Source organism: Streptomyces sp. NBC_00503 (assembly GCF_036346895.1).
In the GTDB taxonomy this organism is placed as follows: Bacteria; Actinomycetota; Actinomycetes; order Streptomycetales; family Streptomycetaceae; genus Streptomyces.
In genome coordinates this window covers 1,258,474-1,274,500 of record NZ_CP107855.1, presented here as the reverse complement: position 1 = coordinate 1,274,500, position 16,027 = coordinate 1,258,474, and the positions used below count along the sequence as shown (strand labels likewise).

The window sequence follows — 16,027 nt, the reverse complement described above, 5'->3', positions numbered from 1 at the left end:
GGCGACCCGAAAGCCGCATTTCGGGAAAACCCTTTGATCGTGAAGCACGTCCGCCCGTTAGCCTGGGAAAATGCTCACAGAAGTGATCGCGACCCGCTACGTCACGCCCCTGCGTGAGGGCGGCTCCCTGCCCGGGATCGTCGAGGCCGACGATCTCGGCACCTACGTCATGAAATTCACCGGAGCCGGCCAGGGGCGCAAGACCCTGGTCGCCGAGGTCATCTGCGGCCGGCTGGCCCAGCGGCTGGGGCTGCGCGTCCCGCGGCTGGTGCAGATGCAGCTCGACCCCGTGATCGGGCTCGGCGAGCCCGATCAGGAGGTCCAGGAGCTGCTCAAGGCCAGCGGCGGCCTGAACCTCGGAATGGACTACCTCCCCGGCTCGATCGGCTTCGATCCGCTCGCCTACCAGGTGGACCCGGTCGAGGCGGGGCGCGTCGTCTGGTTCGACGCCCTGATCAACAACGTCGACCGGTCCTGGCGCAATCCGAACATGCTGGTCTGGCACGGGGACCCGTGGCTCATCGACCACGGCGCCACCATGATCTGGCACCACAACTGGCCCACCGCCGAGAGCGCCGCCGCCAAGCCGTACAACGCCTCCGACCACGTGCTGGCCCCGGCCGGTCCGGACATCGCGGCGGCCGCCGCCGCGCTCGCCCCCCTCGTCACGAGGGAGCTGCTCACCGAGGTCGCGGCCGACGTGCCCGACGAGTGGCTGGTCGACGAGCCCGGCTTCGACTCCACCGACGCGCTGCGCCGCGCCTACGTGGACGTGCTGCTGCCGCGCGCGGCCACGATCCACGAGAGGATCTCGATGGAGGCCGAGGTGAAGCCCCGGTCGGGTCCTCCCGGCTGGCTCGCCGACCGCCTCGACCCCCGTCCCCGGAAGAACAAGAGCGACAACGAGTGACCAAGCGGGACGTGTTCGAATACGCGCTGGTGCGTGTCGTGCCCCGGATGGAGCGCGGCGAGTGTTTCAACGCCGGCGTGATCGTCTACTGCCGTGCGCACTCCTACGTGGCTGCGCGCACCCACCTCGACGAGGCCAAGCTCCTCGCCCTGGATCCGAAGGCCGACGTGGCCGGGGTCCGGGCCGCACTGCGCGGGGTCGAGGGGTTGTGCGCGGGCGGAGAGTCCGCCGGTCAGGCCGCGGGTGACGACGCGGGCCGCCGGTTCCGCTGGCTGATCGCGCCGCGCAGCACGGTCGTGCAGCCGGGGCCCGTCCACACGGGGCTGACGGCCGACCCCGCTGCCGAGGTGGAGCGGCTGCTCGACCTGCTGGTCCGCTGACCGGCATGATCTCGGGAGCCCTGGCGCCTGGTGGCGTTGACACCGGGTGCCAGGGCTCCTAGCGTCTCCTCAGCTGAAGCTACTAAGCGGTTGCTCACCCATGGGGAGCCGCTTTCCTAGGGCGAGGAGATCCAGCATGTCCACCACCGAGCAGCGCGTCGCGATCGTGACCGGGGCGGCCCGGGGCATCGGCGCGGCCACCGCCGTGCGCCTGGCCGCCGAAGGACGGGCGGTCGCCGTACTCGACCTTGACGAGGCGGCCTGCAAGGACACCGTGGAGGCGATCACGGCGGCCGGCGGCACGGCCGTCGCGATCGGCTGCGACGTCTCCGACAGCGCGCAGGTGGAGGCGGCCGTCGAGCGCGTGGTGAGCCTCCTCGGCGCCCCGACCATCCTGGTCAACAATGCGGGCGTGCTGCGCGACAACCTGCTCTTCAAGATGAGCGACAACGACTGGGACACCGTCATGAACGTGCACCTGCGCGGTGCGTTCCTGATGTCGAAGGCCTGTCAGAAGCACATGGTGGCCGCCAAGTTCGGCCGCATCGTGAGCCTCTCCAGCAGCTCGGCGCTCGGCAACCGCGGCCAGGCCAACTACTCGGCGGCCAAGGCCGGCCTGCAGGGCTTCACCAAGACCCTGGCCATCGAGCTCGGCAAGTTCGGCATCACCGCGAACGCCGTCGCCCCCGGCTTCATCGTCACCGAGATGACCGCCCACACGGCCGCCCGGGTCGGCATGGACTTCGAGGACTTCCAGGCCGCGGCCGCCACCCAGATCCCGGTGCAGCGCGTCGGGCGCCCGGACGACGTGGCCAACGCGATCGCCTTCTTCACGGGCGAGGCCGCCGGCTTCGTCTCCGGCCAGGTCATGTACGTGGCCGGCGGCCCGCTCAGCTGACGAGGGACGGGACCGACCGGATGAGCGACGAAGGGGCAGGCGGCGCAATGGACAGTGGAACGGACAGCGGCAAGGTCGCGCTGATCACCGGCGCGAGCCGCGGCATCGGCTACGGCATCGCCGAGGCGCTGGTGGCACGCGGGGACCGGCTCTGCATCACCGGGCGCAACGAGGAGGCCCTCAAGGAGGCCGTCGAGCGGCTCGGCGCGGACCGGGTGATCGGGGTCGCGGGGAAGGCGCACGACGAGGCCCACCAGGCCGTCGCCGTGGAGCGCACGATGGAGGCCTTCGGCCGCGTCGACTTCCTGATCAACAACGCGGGGACCAATCCGGTCTTCGGGCCGATCGCGGACCTGGACCTCGGGGTCGCCCGCAAGGTCTTCGAGACCAACGTGATCTCGGCGCTCGGCTTCGCCCAGCGCACCTGGCACGCCTGGCAGAAGGAGAACGGCGGGGCGATCGTGAACATCGCCTCGATCGCCGGAGTCTCCGCCTCGCCCTTCATCGGGGCGTACGGGATGAGCAAGGCCGCCATGATCAACCTGACCCTGCAGCTCGCCCACGAGATGGCGCCGGGCGTCCGGGTCAACGCGATCGCGCCCGCCGTGGTGAAGACCAAGTTCGCGCAGGCGCTCTACGAGGGCCGGGAGCAGGAGGCCGCGGCGGCCTATCCGCTGGGCCGGCTCGGGGTCCCGGAGGACATCGGGGGGGCCGCAGCGTTCCTTACATCTGCACAAGCGGAATGGATCACCGGACAAACTCTCGTCGTTGACGGTGGAATGTTCCTCAATGCCGGAGTGCATTGACCGATAGTCGGACGCATTTGCCTCCCAAGAGGAGGCAAATGCGTACCGAATACCCACTAACTCGGTCAAGTGCCTCACGAAACCTGCCCATTGGATTTGTGAGGCACTGCGGTAGGGTCTGCCGCACCCCTGGCTGATCGAGGAGCGTGCACGTGTTCAACCGGACCAGATGCCTGCAGATCACTGCGGCCCTTGCGTCCATATCCCTGCTCTCCGGATGCAGCCTGTTTTCGGACAGTAGCGGCGACGGGGCGAAGCGGATTGTCGTGGGAACCACGAGCGCACCCAGCACACTCGATCCGGCCGCGGCCTGGGACGGCTCCTGGGAGCTGTACCGGAACGTCTACCAGACGCTGCTGGCCTTCCCCACGGGTGCCACCAAGCCCCAGCCCGACGCGGCCCAGAGCTGCGATTTCACGGACTCCGGGAACGAGTCGTACCGCTGTGTCCTGAAGAAGGGCCTGAAGTTCTCCGACGGCGAGACGCTCGACGCCAAGGCCGTCAAGCACTCCCTCGACCGGATCATGACCATCGACGCCCCGGCCGGCCCCAAGGCCCTCTTCGGCAGCCTGGACAAGATCGAGACGCCGGACGCGCAGACGGTGGTCTTCCACCTGAAGACCCCCGACGCGACCTTCCCCTTCGTGCTCGGCTCGCCGGCCGCCTCGCTGGTCGCGCCGAAGGAGTACCCCGCCGACAAGCTCCGCGAGGACGACAAGGTCACCGGCTCCGGCCCGTACACCCTGGAGTCCTACAAGGAGGGCTCCGAGGCGGTCCTGAACAGCAACGGCAGCTACACCGGCTTCGCCAACCGCCGCAACGACGGCGTGACGATCCGCTACTTCGCCGACTCCAAGAAGATGATCGCCGCGCTCAGGGGCAAGGAGATCGACGCGACCTACCGGGGCCTCTCCGCCCAGGAGGTCAAGGACCTGCAGAGCCCCGAAGCGCACAACGAGGGCGTCCAGGTCGTCGAGAACGTCGGTTCGGAGATCCGCTACCTGGTCTTCAACCCGAAGGACCCGCAGGTCGCCAAGCTCCCGGTGCGCCAGGCCATCGCCCAGATCGTCGACCGCGGAGCACTGGTCTCCAAGGTCTACCAGGGCACCGCCGAGCCGCTGTACTCGATGGTCCCCAAGGGGGTCGTCGGCCACAAGACGCCGTTCTACGACAAGTACGGCCAGGCCGACGTGGCGAAGGCCAAGAACATCCTCAAGACCGCCGGGATCACCCAGCCGGTGGAACTGACCTTCTGGTACACCACCGACCGCTACGGCGCCTCCACGGCGGAGGAGTTCACCGAGCTCAAGCGCCAGCTGGAGGAGAGCGGACTCTTCAAGATCACCCTGCGCGGCCAGCCCTGGAAGGCCTTCCAGGAGGGCTACAAGAAGGGCGAATACCCGGTGTTCGGCCGCGGCTGGTTCCCCGACTTCCCGGACCCGGACAACTTCATCGCACCGTTCGTCGGCAAGGACAACGCGGTCGGCACCCCGTACGAAGCCCCCGTGATCACGGGCGAGCTGCTGCCCAAGTCCCGCCGCGAGAGCGACCGGTCGGCCGGAGTCCACGAGTTCGAGCAGGCCCAGCAGATCTTCGCGGACGACGTCCGGCTCCTGCCGCTGTGGCAGGGCAAGCTGTACGTGGCCGCGCGCGACGACATCGCGGGAGCAGAGCGCGCGCTCGACCCGCAGACCGTCATGCAGGTGTGGGAGCTGTACCGCAAGACCAGCTGGTAGCCGCCGCGGCGGTACGGGCGGGTGGGGCGTTGTCAGTGGCCCCCGGTAGGTTCTTGAGCAGTCGCGCGAAGCAGTTGCGCGAGGTGAAGACGCGAAGTCTTGAAGAACGTGTACCGGAGGTTGTCGCCGTGACCCAGATGCTGCCCGAGTCCTGGCTCCCCGTCCTCGGCGGGGAGCTGGACCAGCCCTACTTCAAAGAGCTCCTGGAGTTCGTAGAGAAGGAGCGGGCGAACGGGCCGGTCTACCCGCCCCGCGAGCAGGTCTTCGCGGCCCTGGAGGCCACTCCCTTCGACCAGGTGAAGGTACTGGTCCTCGGCCAGGACCCCTACCACGGCGCGGGCCAGGGCCACGGGCTCTGCTTCTCCGTGCAGCCCGGCGTGAGGACCCCGCCCTCGCTGCGCAACATCTACAAGGAGATGAACGCCGAGCTGGGCACCCCCATCCCGGACAACGGCTATCTGATGCCGTGGGCCCAGCAGGGCGTCCTGCTCCTCAACGCGGTGCTCACCGTCCGCGAGGCCGAGCCCAACTCGCACAAGGCCAAGGGCTGGGAGAAGTTCACCGACGCGGTGATCCGCGCGGTGGCCGAGCGCCCCGACCCGGCCGTCTTCGTCCTCTGGGGGGCGTACGCGCAGAAGAAGCTCCCGCTGATCGACGAGGAGCGGCACGCGGTCGTCAAGGGGGCCCACCCCTCGCCGCTGTCGGCCAAGAAGTTCTTCGGCTCGCGCCCGTTCACGCAGATCAACGAGGCCGTCGCCGCCCAGGGGCATGCGCCGATCGACTGGCGGATCCCGGACCTGGGCTGATGCCCGACCGCGCCTAGGCCCCATTGCCGGTGCCTCCGGCTAGCGTCTTGATGATCAGACCGGAGCAGGTCTGGCAGAGCTAGCCGGAGGCCGCGTTGACGGAGCAGCAGGAGGCGTCTGAGGACGCCGTCATGACCAGGATCGGCCAGGCGGTCATCCTGCTGCACGCAGGTGACCGCGAGGAGGCCCGCAACCGGCTCGGCGAGATCTGGTCCGAGATCGGCGAACAGGGCGACTCCCTGCACCGCTGCACGCTCGCCCACTACATGGCCGACGCCCAGGACGACCCCGCCGAGGAACTCGCCTGGGACCTGCGCGCCCTGACCGCCGCCGACGGGTCCCTTCCGCCGCCGGCCGTACGGGTCTTCTACCCCTCGCTGCACCTGAACCTGGCCGCCGACTACGTCAAACTGCGGCGGCCCGAGACGGCCCGGATCCACCTGGCGCGGGCCCGCGCCGCCACCGGCGCGCTGGCCGACGACGGGTACGGGAACGGCGTACGGGCCGCCATCGCCCGACTGGAGCGGCGGCTCGCGGCGGAACCGGGCGACGGGCCCAGGTCGTTCCCGGAACAGCATCCGCAACAGGGTCCGCAATAGGGTCCGGGCGGGGGTCAGCCGCCGTGGACGCCCGCGCAGATACGGGCCTCCGGGCTGTCCGGATGCCAGCGTCCGTGGCGGCGGCCCAGCGCGCACACGTCGGCCGGCCGCACCGGCAGCTCGCCCACCAGCTCGCGCGGAACCTCGGCCTCCCCCGACCGGGGGCGGTGCTGACGGTGGCCGCCGGGACGCCCGTCGCCCTCGCCCCGGCCCGGCTTGCCCGCCTGTTCGCCGGGCTTGCGGGGCTCGGGGATGTCCGGGACCGGAGGGGCGCCCCCGCCCCCCGAGGCCGTCTCCCGCGCCGCAGCTGCGGCGTCCGGGCCCGCCGCCGGGCCCCCGGAGCGCGGGGCGGACTGCCGGCCGGCGGCCGGGGACGGCCCGGCCGACTGCCCCGGCACCGCCTCGAGGGCCTCCAGAGCGGGCGCCTGAATGACCACCGGCGCGGCTCCGGGCCCCCCTCGCGGCTCGTACCGGGGCGCCGCCCCCGGGGTGCTGGGGGCGGCGGCCGGCTGCATGGAAGCCGGGGTCACGTTCACGCAGCCGGAGACGGCCGAGACCGCACAGGCGACTCCGAGCAGCAGTTTTGTCGTGGTTCGGGTTGGATGCACTCGCGCAACTCTGGTGTGCGAGGACCCCGTTGCGAAAACCCGCAGCCGATATTCACCCCGCATGGGCTACGGCCGTCCGCCCGTTGACACGGGGACGTCCGTCCGCCCGCCGTCCCTGCACTACTCCCCGGTGGCGCCGTCGATGTGCTCCCGGAGCAGGTCCGCGTGGCCGTTGTGGCGCGCGTACTCCTCGATCATGTGGGTGTAGACCCAGCGCAGGCTGAACACCTCGCCCCGGTGATGGCTCGCGGCCGACGAGGCGAAGTCCAGGGAACGCCCGGCGGCGGCCTGCCGGGACAGCGCCACCTCGGTCTGCCACACCTGCTCCGCCTCGGCCCAGGTGTCCTTCTCGGTGAAGCTGAAGTCCCCGTCCCGGTTCTCCTCGGTGCTGTACAGCTCGGGCAGGTCCTCACCCAGCATGATCTCCCGGAACCAGTACCGCTCCACTTCCGCCATGTGCCGCACGAGCCCCAGAAGACTCAACGAGGACGGCAGGAGCGGGGTCGTGCGCAGCTGGTCCTCCGACAGTGCCTCGCACTTCCAGGCGAGGGTGGAACGGTGGTAGTCGAGCCAGCCGTCGAGCATGTCGCGCTCATTGGCCGTGGTCGCGGGTTCGGTGCGCTGTGATCCGTTGCTGAGAGTCATGGGCCCCATCCTGGTCGAACACGGTCGGGGTCACCACCGATTAGGCTGCGTACTTCCCACAAGGAACGAACCTGGAGGCTCCCGGTGAAGGTCGGCTGCATCGGACTCGGCGACATCGCGCAGAAGGCGTACCTGCCCGTCCTCACCACGCGCCCAGGGCTCGAACTGCACCTGCAGACGCGGACTCCGGCCACCCTGGAGCGGGTCGGCGCCCACCACCACCTCCCGCCCGGGCAGTTGCACACCGACCTCGACTCGCTGCTCGCGCAGAAGCTCGACGCGGCCTTCGTGCACGCCCCGACCGCCGTCCATCCCGAGATCGTGGAGCGGCTGTTGGAGGCGGGCGTGCCGACGTACGTGGACAAGCCGCTCGCCTACGAGCTCGCGGACTCCAGGCGTCTGGTCGAACTGGCCGAGGAGCGCGGGGTGTCGCTCGCCGTGGGCTTCAACCGCCGTCACGCGCCCGGCTACGCGCAGTGCGCCGACCACCCGCGCGAGCTGATCGTCATGCAGAAGAACCGGGTCGGCCTGCCCGAGGACGTACGGACCTTCGTCCTGGACGACTTCATCCACGTCGTCGACACCCTGCGCTTCCTGCTGCCCGGCGAGGCCGACCACGTAGACGTACGGGCCGTGGTGCGCGAGGGGCTGATGAGCCAGGTGGTGCTCCAGATGTCAGGGGCCGGGTTCACCGCGCTCGGCATCATGAACCGGCTCTCCGGTTCCACCGAGGAGGTGCTGGAGGTCTCCGGACAGGACACCAAGCGCCAGGTCGTCAACCTCGCGGAGATCATCGACCACAAGGGGCAGCCCACCGTGCGGCGGCGCGGGGACTGGGTGCCGGTCGCCCGCCAGCGCGGCATCGAGCAGGTCGTGGACGCCTTCCTGGAGGCCGTGGAGACGGGCACGACCCTGAGCGCGCGCGACGCGCTGCTCACCCACGAACTGTGCGAGCGGGTGGTGAGCTCGGCTCTGGAGCAGGCCTCCTGAAGGGTTCCCCGCCGGTTTTCAGGCCGGGTTCCCCGCCGCTTTCCCCACCGGCTTCCCCGAGGGCGTCCCGACGCGCAGCGAGCGGGCGCCCGCGGCCGCGGCGTAGAGCGCCAGGGCGGCCAGCGCCGCGCCCACCGGCCAGTCCCCGAAGCGGACGTAGAGGGTGGTGCCGCGGGCGAGCGGGACCTCGTACACCGTGGCCGTGCTCGCCGAGGTGGGCAGCGCCGACCCGATCGGTTCGCCGGAGGGGCCGCGCACCCCGCTGATGCCGGTCAGGGTGGCGTGGACCATGGGCCGGCCGGTCTCGGCGGCGCGCAGCGCGGTCAGCGAGGCGTGCTGGGCCGGGGCCCAGCCGTCCTGGAACGTGGACGTGGACGACTGGTCGATCAGCAGGGTGGCGCCGTCGCGGGCCAGGTTGCGGGTCATGTCGGGGAACGCCGACTCGAAGCAGACCAGCGGTCCGAGGCGGACGTCCGGCCGGCCGGGCAGGTCCATCACGACCTGGGCGCTGCCCGGCACCCGGTTCTCGGTGGCCGCCTTGCCCACCGAGGTGGCCCAGCCCAGCAGGGCCCGGGCCGGGACGTACTCACCGAAGGGCACCAGGCGCATCTTGTCGTACCGGTCGCCCGTCGGGCCCCCGGGTCCCACGAGGACCGCCGATTTGCGGATCCCGGGCCGGTCGGCGGCGCGGGCGTCGACATTGACCAGCAGCGGAGCCCCGACCTGCGCCGACAGGGCGGCCAGCCGCCGGGCCAGGTCCGGGCGGGTCGTCAGGTCCTCGCCCACGCTGCTCTCGCCCCACACCACGAGGTCCGGGTGCTGACCGGCCAGGGTCCGGGTGAGCTGCTCCCCGAGGGCGAACCGCCGCTCCGGGCCGTCCGGTCCGTCCGCCACCGGGCCCGGCTGTACGACGGCCACGCGCAGCGTTCCCGAGGCCTCCGGGCGGGGCACCCACAGCCACACCACCCCCGTCAGCACGGCGCACCCCGCCACCCCCGCCACCGCGGGCATCCGCGCCCCCGGAACCGCGAGCAGCAGCACCAGGGCGCAGTTCACCGCCACCACCAGCAGGCCGACCAGCCAGACCCCGCCCACCGAAGCCAGCCGCAGCGCTGGGGGCACCTGCCACTGGCTGGCTCCGAGCAGCCCCCACGGCCCGCCCAGCCCCTGCCAGGACCGCGCCAGCTCCGAGAGCAGCCACCCGGCCGGTACGAGGACCAGCGCGGCCGTGGCCCGGCCTCCGCCCGGAGTTCCGCCGAGCAACTCCCGCACCAGCAGCGCCCAGGGGATCCAGAGCACGCCCAGCAGGGCGGCCAGGGCGAACAGGAACACGTGCAGGCTGGGCAGCAGCCAGTGGTGGACCGCGAAGATGAACCCGGCTCCGCCGAGCCAGCCCTCCAGGGCGGCCCGCCGCCCGGTGGGGGCCGACCTCAGCAGCAGCATCCAGGGCACGAGGGCGACGTAGGCGAACCACCAGAGCGCGGGGGCGGGGAAGGCGAGGCAGGGCAGCGCCCCGGCCGCGACGGCCGCCGCGGCACGCCACCACCCCACCCGCTTCGGGACCGTCAGCACCATGAGGGGCCTCCGTTTCCAGTGTGGAACAGCCCTGCGGTTCCGGCCCTGCCTGGCCTGCCCGTCGGCCTGTCCGGCCTGCCTGCCCGCCGGACCGGAGCGCCGGTCAGAAGGCCATGTGGCGCCACTTCTCGTGGACGGTGACCCGCGAGAGCCGCCACCCGTCGCGGGCGGTGCGCGCGACGGCGAAGGTGTAGCGGCCCGCGGCGACGAAGTTGGGCGCGGTGACCGTGCCGTCGAACTCGTCGCCGGCCAGCCGCATCGGATTGAGGAAGTCGGCCCGGACCTCCGCCGTGTCACCGGGGGAGCCGCCCAGGTCCGCCACCCGGATCAGCCGGTTGACGATGAGGTGCTGACGCACCGGGAAGAGCCGCATCGTCTCCTCGAGCCAGTCCGCCACCTCCCCGGCCGGGCCCTCGACCCCGCCGGCCGAGACGTAGTCGGCCCGCCCGCCCGGGGCGAACAGGGCGCGGTAGGCGGTCCAGTCCCCGTCGTCCACGGCCACCGCGTACCCCGTGACCAGCTCGTCGATCGCCAGCCGGTCCATCACGGTCGCAAGGTCCACACGCTGCGTCATCGGGCAAGTGTGGAGGTGCGGGGCGCGGAGGCCAAGAGGCGTGCGCGGCCCGGATCCGCCCCGCCGCGGATCAGTGGCCGGAATGCGCCTCCCGGGGGCGGACCACGACGAGGAACGCGTCGCTGGCCAGATCCATCACCACCTCGGCCGGCACGCCCTCGCGCGTGCGCTGTGCCGCGTACTCCTCGGCCGGCCAACTTCCCCTCGGACTACCGGCCGGAAACCGTTCCAGCACCACTCGACCCATGGGACACCCCCTGCTGCTTGCCTTCAGGTCTCTCCAGGCACAACGACGCGCAGGCCGCCCGGGAACGTTCCCGGGCGGCCTGCGATTCACGCGAAGCGGTGAGCAGGGGCGGATCTAGCCCGCGGACTCTCCGGCGTGGGGGCTGAGCACACCCATGCCGATCAGGGCGAACAGCACGATGCCCAGCAGGATCCGGTAGATCACGAAGGGCATGAAGCTCTTGCTGGAGATGAACTTCATGAACCATGCGATCACCGCGTAGCCGACGACGAAGGCGATGACCGTCGCGAAGATCGTCTGACCCCATGCGATGTGACCGGGCTCCTCGATCACGTCCTTGATCTCGAACAGGCCCGAGGCCAGCACGGCCGGGATGGCCAGGAGGAAGGAATAACGGGCCGCGGCCTCACGGGTGAAGCCCAGCAGCAGACCGCCGGAGAGCGTCGCGCCGGAGCGGGAGACACCCGGGATCAGGGCCATCGCCTGGCAGAGCCCGAAGATCAGACCGTCCTTGACGCCCAGTTCCTTCAGGGTCTTGCGCTCCCGGACGGCGCGGTGGCGGCCGCCCTCCTCGTCGCGGGCGGCCAGCCGGTCGGCGGCGCCGAGCACGATGCCCATCACGATGAGGGTGGTGGCGATCAGCCGCAGATCGCGGAACGGACCCTCGATCTGGTCCTTGAAGACGAGCCCGAGCACACCGATCGGGATCGAGCCGACGATCACCAGCCAGCCCATCTTGGCGTCCTGCTCGGAGCGCAGCGCCTTGGTGTACAGCGAGCGGAACCAGGTGGAGACGATCCGCGCGATGTCCTTGCGGAAGTAGATCAGCACGGCGGCCTCGGTGCCGATCTGCGTGATGGCGGTGAAGGCCGCTCCCGGATCGGTCCACCCGGCGAACGCCGCGGTCAGCCGGAGGTGGGCGCTGGAGGAGATCGGGAGGAACTCCGTAAGTCCTTGGACGAGACCGAGGATGAGGGATTCGATCCAGTTCATGTCGGGGTGTGCTCGTCCTTGTGATCGTCGGGCAGTTCGGGTCCGATGCTAGGGCCCGTGCGGAACGGCCGTGACCACAGGGGGGTGGTTGGCCGTCAGTTCGCGTACCGGTACGGACGCCCGCGCGCTCTCGCGCACCGGCGCGAGGTGGTGCCGTTTGCGCCACGCGACGATCGCGGCGCCCACTCCGGAGACGGCGATGAAGCCGAACGAGGCGAGGAAGGCGGGGGAGCCGGGAGAGGAAGCGGTGGCCCCCGCGACCACGTACGCGGCGGTGTTGGGGATCACGCCGATCGCCGTGGCGAGGAGGAAGGGCCCCCAGCCGCAGCGGGACATCGCGGCCGCGTAGTTGGCCGCCGCGAAGGGCAGACCGGGGAAGATCCGCACCGCCAGCATCGAACGGAAGCCGTGCCGGGCCAGCTGGTCGTCGGCCGCCTGCAGCCACCGGCCGCGGATCAGCGGCCGCAGGGCCTCGCGGCCCATCATCCGGCCGAGGCCGAAGGAGATCCCGGCCCCGATCACCGAGCCGGCGACCGCCGCGAGCAGGCCGAACTGGGATCCGAAAAGTGCGCCCGAGGCGAGATTGAGCAGCGGGCGCGGCACCAGGGCGGCCGTGCACACCCCGTACGCCGCCGCGAAGAGGAGCACCGCCGCGCCCACCGGGAGCCCCGGGGGCCAGCCCTCCGACAGCAGCCGCTGGGGCTCGTACAGCACCACGCAGACGCCGGCGGCCAGGAGCAGCACGACGAGCAGCGAGAGCCGGGTCCACGGCGCGAGGAGGAGGGACATTCCGGGAGACTAACCGACCCCCGTGACCCGGCGCCGTAATCCGGGTCTCATGCGGACGAACGACCGGCGGCGTCCGCGGGGCGAATGACCATGGGGTGAATAACCATTCGACGGGCCGGGGCCGGTCCGGCAGGATCGGCGGCATGAACCGGTACGCCTTCCCCGCAGCGCCGTCCGCAGTCGCGGACGCGCCGGAGGCTGCCGTCCTCGCAGAGGCATCTGCCCCCGCCGCATTCGACGGCGCACGAAGCTGACCCTTCCCGGATCGTCCGGCGGACCCCACAGGGGGAGGGTCGGTTCGCTTCGGGGGTCCCGTATTTCCAGCTTCGGATCACACGGGAAGACATCATGGCCAAGACGGCCTTCGTGCGCACCAAGCCGCACCTGAACATCGGCACCATGGGTCACGTCGACCACGGCAAGACGACGCTGACCGCCGCCATCACCAAGGTCCTCGCCGAGCGCGGCGGCGCCTCCTTCGTGCCCTTCGACCGCATCGACCGGGCCCCCGAGGAGGCCCGGCGCGGGATCACCATCAACCTCACGCACGTCGAGTACGAGACCGACACCCGGCACTACGCGCACGTGGACATGCCCGGCCACGCCGACTACGTCAAGAACATGGTCACCGGCGCGGCCCAGCTCGACGGGGCGATCCTCGTGGTCTCCGCGCTCGACGGGGTCATGCCGCAGACCGCCGAGCACGTGCTCCTCGCCCGGCAGGTCGGCGTCGACCACATCGTGGTCGCCCTGAACAAGGCCGACGCGGGAGACCCCGAGCTCACCGACCTCGTCGAGCTGGAGGTCCGCGAGCTGCTCACCGCCAACGGCTACGGCGGGGACAGCGCCCCCGTCGTACGGGTCTCCGGGCTCGGGGCGCTGGAGGGCGACCCGCGCTGGACCTCGGCCATCGAGGCCCTGCTCGACGCCGTGGACACGTACGTGCCGATGCCCGTGCGGTACACGGACGCGCCGTTCCTGATGCCGGTGGAGAACGTCCTCACCATCACCGGGCGCGGCACCGTGGTCACCGGAGCCGTCGAGCGGGGCACCGTCCGCACGGGCGACCGCGTCGCCCTGCTCGGCGGCGACGGCGAGCCCGTCGAGTCCGTGGTCACCGGGCTGGAGACCTTCGGGAAGCCGATGGAGTCCGCCGAGGCCGGGGACAACGTCGCGCTGCTGCTGCGCGGGGTGCCCCGCGACGCGGTGCGCCGAGGGCACGTGGTGGCCGCGCCCGGCAGCGTCGTACCCACCCGGCGGTTCACCGCCCGGGTCTACGTCCTGTCCGCCCGGGAGGGCGGCCGCACCACGGCGGTGGCCTCCGGCTACCGGCCGCAGTTCTACATCCGCACCGCCGACGTGGTGGGCGACGTGGACCTGGGCGAGGCCGGTACGGCCCGGCCGGGGGAGACGGTCACCATGACCGTCGAGCTCGGGCGGGACGTCCCGCTCGAGAGCGGGCTCGGCTTCGCGATCCGCGAGGGCGGGCGCACGGTCGGCGCGGGGACGGTGACCGCGGTCGGATAGCCGGGACAACCGACGGGCGGTACCCGTTGTGGTGGCGGTGGTCGGCTTGCGCCAGACTGCCGTCACCACTGGCATGCGGGGAGGAGCGGTTCATGGGCGGCGACGGCCACGGCAACACCGACGGCCACGGCAACACCGACGGCCACGGCAAGACCAACGGCAAGACCGACGGCCACGGCAACACCGACGGCAAGGGCACGGCGCTGGTGCTCGGCGGCGGCGGGCTGACCGGCGTCGGCTGGGAGGCCGGAATGCTGTACGGGCTCGCCCGCGCGGGCGTCGACCTGTCCGGCGCCGACCTCGTCGTCGGCACCTCGGCCGGCTCGGTCGTCGGCGCGCAGCTCACCTCCGGTCTGCTCACCCCGCAGGAGCTGTACGAGCGCCAGCTCGGCGACCCCGACGGGGAGCTCCCCGCGAAGCTGGGCACCGGACTGATCGCGCGCTACGCCGTCGCCATGGTGCGCTCCCGCGACCCCAAGGCCTATCGGCGCCGGGTCGGAGCCATCGCGCTCGCCACCGACGCCGGGGCGGAATCGGAGCGCCGCAAGGTGCTGGAGGCCCGGCTGGTCTCGCACGCCTGGCCCGAGCGGCGCCTGGTGGTCGCGGCGGTGGACGCACTGACCGGCGAACTCGCCGCCTTCGAGCGGGGCAGCGAGGCCGGGCTGGTCGACGCCGTCTCGGCGAGCTGCGCCGTACCCGGGGTGTGGCCGCCCGTCACGGTCGCGGGGCGCCGGTTCATCGACGGCGGGATCCGCTCGGCGACCAACGCCGACCTGGCCACCGGCTACGCCCGCGTGGTGATCCTCGCGCCGATGTCCATGGGCGGCGGGCTCGTCCCCTCGCCGGCCTCGCAGGCCGCACGGCTGCGGGCGGCCGGGGCGAAGGTGGCGCTGATCACCCCGTCGGCGGCGGCCCGCAAGGTCTTCGGGCGCAACGTACTGGACCCGGCCCGGCGCGATCCCGCGGCCCGGGCGGGACTGGAACAGGCCGCCGAGCACGCCGCGGAAGCCGCCGGTGTCTGGGCGGATCCGGCGGCCTGACAATGGTGCGGTGAGTGACGAACAGATTCCGGTGATCCGGGACGTGGCCCAGGGCACCGCCAAACTGATGCCGGACGTCGACGGGGAGCGGGCCTGGCTGCTCACCGTGGACGGCGCCCCGCAGTCGTACGTGGACCTCGACGACCCGGAGCACCTGGAGTTCGAGTACGTACGCCGCCTCGCGCACGTACTGGACTGCGCGGGCGAGCCGGGGGCCCCGCTGGACCTGCTGCACCTGGGCGGCGGCGCCCTGACGCTGCCCCGGTACGCGGCGGCGGCCCGGCCGGGATCGCGGCAGGACGTGGTCGAGTTCGACGCGGGACTGGTCGGGCTGGTCCGCGAGTTCCTGCCGGTGGCGGACGGCACCGGGATCACGGTGCACGTCGCCGACGCGCGGGCCTGGCTGGAGGCGGCGCCGGACGCGAGCGCGGACGTGGTGGTGGGGGACGTCTTCGGGGGATCCCGGGTGCCTGCTTCGCTGACCTCCGTGGAGTACGCGCGGGAGGTGGCCCGGGTGCTGAGGCCCGGCGGCGTCTACGCGGCGAACCTCGCGGACGGGGCGCCCTTCGGGTTCCTGCGCGGGCAGCTGGCGAACTTCGCCGCGGTCTTCGGGGAGCTGGGGCTGATCGCGGAGCCGGGGGTGCTGCGGGGGCGGCGGTTCGGGAACGCGGTGCTGCTGGCTTCGGACCGGGAGCTGCCGGTGGCGGCGCTTTCGCGGGTGTGCGCGGGGGATGCGTTTCCCTCCCGGGTGGAGGTGGGGGTGGCGTTGCGGCGGTTCATGAAGGGGGCTCTGCCCGTGGCCGACGCCGACGCGGTGGCTTCGCCCGAGCCGCCGGAGGGGGCGTTCAGCCTCGGCTGAGGGGGTGGGCGGCCGCTGCGCGGGGCCGTCCCCTACCCGCCCTTC

The 16,027-nt window shown here is 71.8% G+C and carries 18 protein-coding genes; 11 read left to right on the top strand and 7 right to left on the bottom strand.

What is annotated here, in order from left to right:
* Window positions 1–70: 70 nt before the first annotated feature.
* From OG490_RS05960 to OG490_RS05930, 7 genes are all read left to right on the top strand, one after another.
* The gene (locus tag OG490_RS05960; RefSeq protein ID WP_330295231.1) at window positions 71–910 is read left to right on the top strand and encodes a HipA family kinase; all 840 of its coding nucleotides are present in this window, start codon (window positions 71–73) and stop codon (window positions 908–910) included.
* Window positions 907–1,290 carry a DUF3037 domain-containing protein gene (locus tag OG490_RS05955; protein WP_330295230.1) on the top strand — a complete coding sequence of 128 codons (384 nt, stop codon included), beginning with the start codon at window positions 907–909 and terminating at the stop codon, window positions 1,288–1,290. Before OG490_RS05960 ends, OG490_RS05955 begins: the two co-directional genes overlap by 4 nt.
* Before the next feature lie 136 nt (window positions 1,291–1,426).
* Window positions 1,427–2,188: a 3-oxoacyl-ACP reductase FabG gene (fabG, locus tag OG490_RS05950; protein ID WP_330295229.1), complete on the top strand. Its 762-nt coding sequence runs from the start codon at window positions 1,427–1,429 to the stop codon at window positions 2,186–2,188.
* A gap of 47 nt (window positions 2,189–2,235) precedes the next feature.
* Window positions 2,236–2,994 carry an SDR family oxidoreductase gene (locus OG490_RS05945; RefSeq protein ID WP_330295228.1) on the top strand — a complete coding sequence of 253 codons (759 nt, stop codon included), beginning with the start codon at window positions 2,236–2,238 and terminating at the stop codon, window positions 2,992–2,994.
* Window positions 2,995–3,146: 152 nt separating this feature from the next.
* Window positions 3,147–4,730 (top strand): ABC transporter substrate-binding protein, encoded by a 1,584-nt coding sequence (locus tag OG490_RS05940; RefSeq protein WP_330295227.1) that lies wholly within the window; start codon window positions 3,147–3,149, stop codon window positions 4,728–4,730.
* Window positions 4,731–4,867: 137 nt separating this feature from the next.
* A complete protein-coding gene (gene ung / locus OG490_RS05935; protein WP_330300799.1) occupies window positions 4,868–5,536 on the top strand; it encodes a uracil-DNA glycosylase in 669 nt (222 codons plus the stop codon).
* Window positions 5,537–5,631: 95 nt separating this feature from the next.
* A complete protein-coding gene (locus tag OG490_RS05930) occupies window positions 5,632–6,135 on the top strand; it encodes a hypothetical protein (RefSeq protein ID WP_330295226.1) in 504 nt (167 codons plus the stop codon).
* A gap of 14 nt (window positions 6,136–6,149) precedes the next feature.
* Here OG490_RS05930 and OG490_RS05925 read toward each other — a convergent pair whose 3' ends face one another.
* Both OG490_RS05925 and OG490_RS05920 read right to left on the bottom strand, forming a co-directional pair.
* The gene (locus OG490_RS05925; protein WP_330295225.1) at window positions 6,150–6,743 is read right to left on the bottom strand and encodes a hypothetical protein; all 594 of its coding nucleotides are present in this window, start codon (window positions 6,741–6,743) and stop codon (window positions 6,150–6,152) included.
* Between the two features lie 120 nt (window positions 6,744–6,863).
* Window positions 6,864–7,388: a DinB family protein gene (locus OG490_RS05920; RefSeq protein ID WP_330295224.1), complete on the bottom strand. Its 525-nt coding sequence runs from the start codon at window positions 7,386–7,388 to the stop codon at window positions 6,864–6,866.
* An 84-nt stretch (window positions 7,389–7,472) separates the two neighbouring features.
* On the opposite strand from OG490_RS05920, the gene OG490_RS05915 reads away from it, so the two are divergent.
* Window positions 7,473–8,378 (top strand): Gfo/Idh/MocA family protein, encoded by a 906-nt coding sequence (locus OG490_RS05915; RefSeq protein ID WP_330295223.1) that lies wholly within the window; start codon window positions 7,473–7,475, stop codon window positions 8,376–8,378.
* An 18-nt stretch (window positions 8,379–8,396) separates the two neighbouring features.
* On the opposite strand, the gene lnt is transcribed toward OG490_RS05915, so the two are convergent.
* From lnt to OG490_RS05890, 5 genes are all read right to left on the bottom strand, one after another.
* Window positions 8,397–9,953 carry an apolipoprotein N-acyltransferase gene (gene lnt, locus OG490_RS05910; protein WP_330295222.1) on the bottom strand — a complete coding sequence of 519 codons (1,557 nt, stop codon included), beginning with the start codon at window positions 9,951–9,953 and terminating at the stop codon, window positions 8,397–8,399.
* 103 nt (window positions 9,954–10,056) lie between these two features.
* Window positions 10,057–10,527, bottom strand: coding sequence for a nuclear transport factor 2 family protein (locus OG490_RS05905; RefSeq protein ID WP_330295221.1), 471 nt, complete (start codon window positions 10,525–10,527; stop codon window positions 10,057–10,059).
* Window positions 10,528–10,597: 70 nt separating this feature from the next.
* Complete coding sequence (locus OG490_RS05900; protein WP_330301198.1) at window positions 10,598–10,765, bottom strand: hypothetical protein; 168 nt, start codon at window positions 10,763–10,765, stop codon at window positions 10,598–10,600.
* A gap of 123 nt (window positions 10,766–10,888) precedes the next feature.
* A complete protein-coding gene (locus OG490_RS05895; RefSeq protein WP_330295220.1) occupies window positions 10,889–11,767 on the bottom strand; it encodes an undecaprenyl-diphosphate phosphatase in 879 nt (292 codons plus the stop codon).
* A gap of 48 nt (window positions 11,768–11,815) precedes the next feature.
* Window positions 11,816–12,556: a TVP38/TMEM64 family protein gene (locus OG490_RS05890; RefSeq protein ID WP_330295219.1), complete on the bottom strand. Its 741-nt coding sequence runs from the start codon at window positions 12,554–12,556 to the stop codon at window positions 11,816–11,818.
* Between the two features lie 348 nt (window positions 12,557–12,904).
* On the opposite strand from OG490_RS05890, the gene tuf reads away from it, so the two are divergent.
* The 3 genes from tuf (at window position 12,905) to OG490_RS05875 (ending at window position 15,982) form a co-directional block, all read left to right on the top strand.
* Entirely contained in the window at window positions 12,905–14,083 is a 1,179-nt protein-coding gene (gene tuf, locus OG490_RS05885; protein ID WP_330295218.1) for an elongation factor Tu, read from the top strand.
* 92 nt (window positions 14,084–14,175) lie between these two features.
* Window positions 14,176–15,123: a patatin-like phospholipase family protein gene (locus tag OG490_RS05880; protein ID WP_330295217.1), complete on the top strand. Its 948-nt coding sequence runs from the start codon at window positions 14,176–14,178 to the stop codon at window positions 15,121–15,123.
* 67 nt (window positions 15,124–15,190) lie between these two features.
* Window positions 15,191–15,982 (top strand): spermidine synthase, encoded by a 792-nt coding sequence (locus OG490_RS05875; RefSeq protein WP_330300798.1) that lies wholly within the window; start codon window positions 15,191–15,193, stop codon window positions 15,980–15,982.
* Window positions 15,983–16,027 lie beyond the last annotated feature (45 nt).

Bases quoted from the DNA above. Each gene is read 5' to 3' on its own strand.
- OG490_RS05880 (WP_330295217.1), top strand. From the start codon at position 14,176: ATGGGCGGCGACGGCCACGGCAACACCGACGGCCACGGCAACACCGAC.
- tuf (WP_330295218.1), top strand. From the start codon at position 12,905: ATGGCCAAGACGGCCTTCGTGCGCACCAAGCCGCACCTGAACATCGGC.
- OG490_RS05875 (WP_330300798.1), top strand. From the start codon at position 15,191: ATGCCGGACGTCGACGGGGAGCGGGCCTGGCTGCTCACCGTGGACGGC.
- OG490_RS05895 (WP_330295220.1), bottom strand. From the start codon at position 11,767: ATGAACTGGATCGAATCCCTCATCCTCGGTCTCGTCCAAGGACTTACG.
- OG490_RS05890 (WP_330295219.1), bottom strand. From the start codon at position 12,556: ATGTCCCTCCTCCTCGCGCCGTGGACCCGGCTCTCGCTGCTCGTCGTG.
- OG490_RS05945 (WP_330295228.1), top strand. From the start codon at position 2,236: ATGGACAGTGGAACGGACAGCGGCAAGGTCGCGCTGATCACCGGCGCG.
- lnt (WP_330295222.1), bottom strand. From the start codon at position 9,953: ATGGTGCTGACGGTCCCGAAGCGGGTGGGGTGGTGGCGTGCCGCGGCG.
- OG490_RS05960 (WP_330295231.1), top strand. From the start codon at position 71: ATGCTCACAGAAGTGATCGCGACCCGCTACGTCACGCCCCTGCGTGAG.
- ung (WP_330300799.1), top strand. From the start codon at position 4,868: ATGCTGCCCGAGTCCTGGCTCCCCGTCCTCGGCGGGGAGCTGGACCAG.
- OG490_RS05920 (WP_330295224.1), bottom strand. From the start codon at position 7,388: ATGACTCTCAGCAACGGATCACAGCGCACCGAACCCGCGACCACGGCC.
- OG490_RS05905 (WP_330295221.1), bottom strand. From the start codon at position 10,527: ATGACGCAGCGTGTGGACCTTGCGACCGTGATGGACCGGCTGGCGATC.
- fabG (WP_330295229.1), top strand. From the start codon at position 1,427: ATGTCCACCACCGAGCAGCGCGTCGCGATCGTGACCGGGGCGGCCCGG.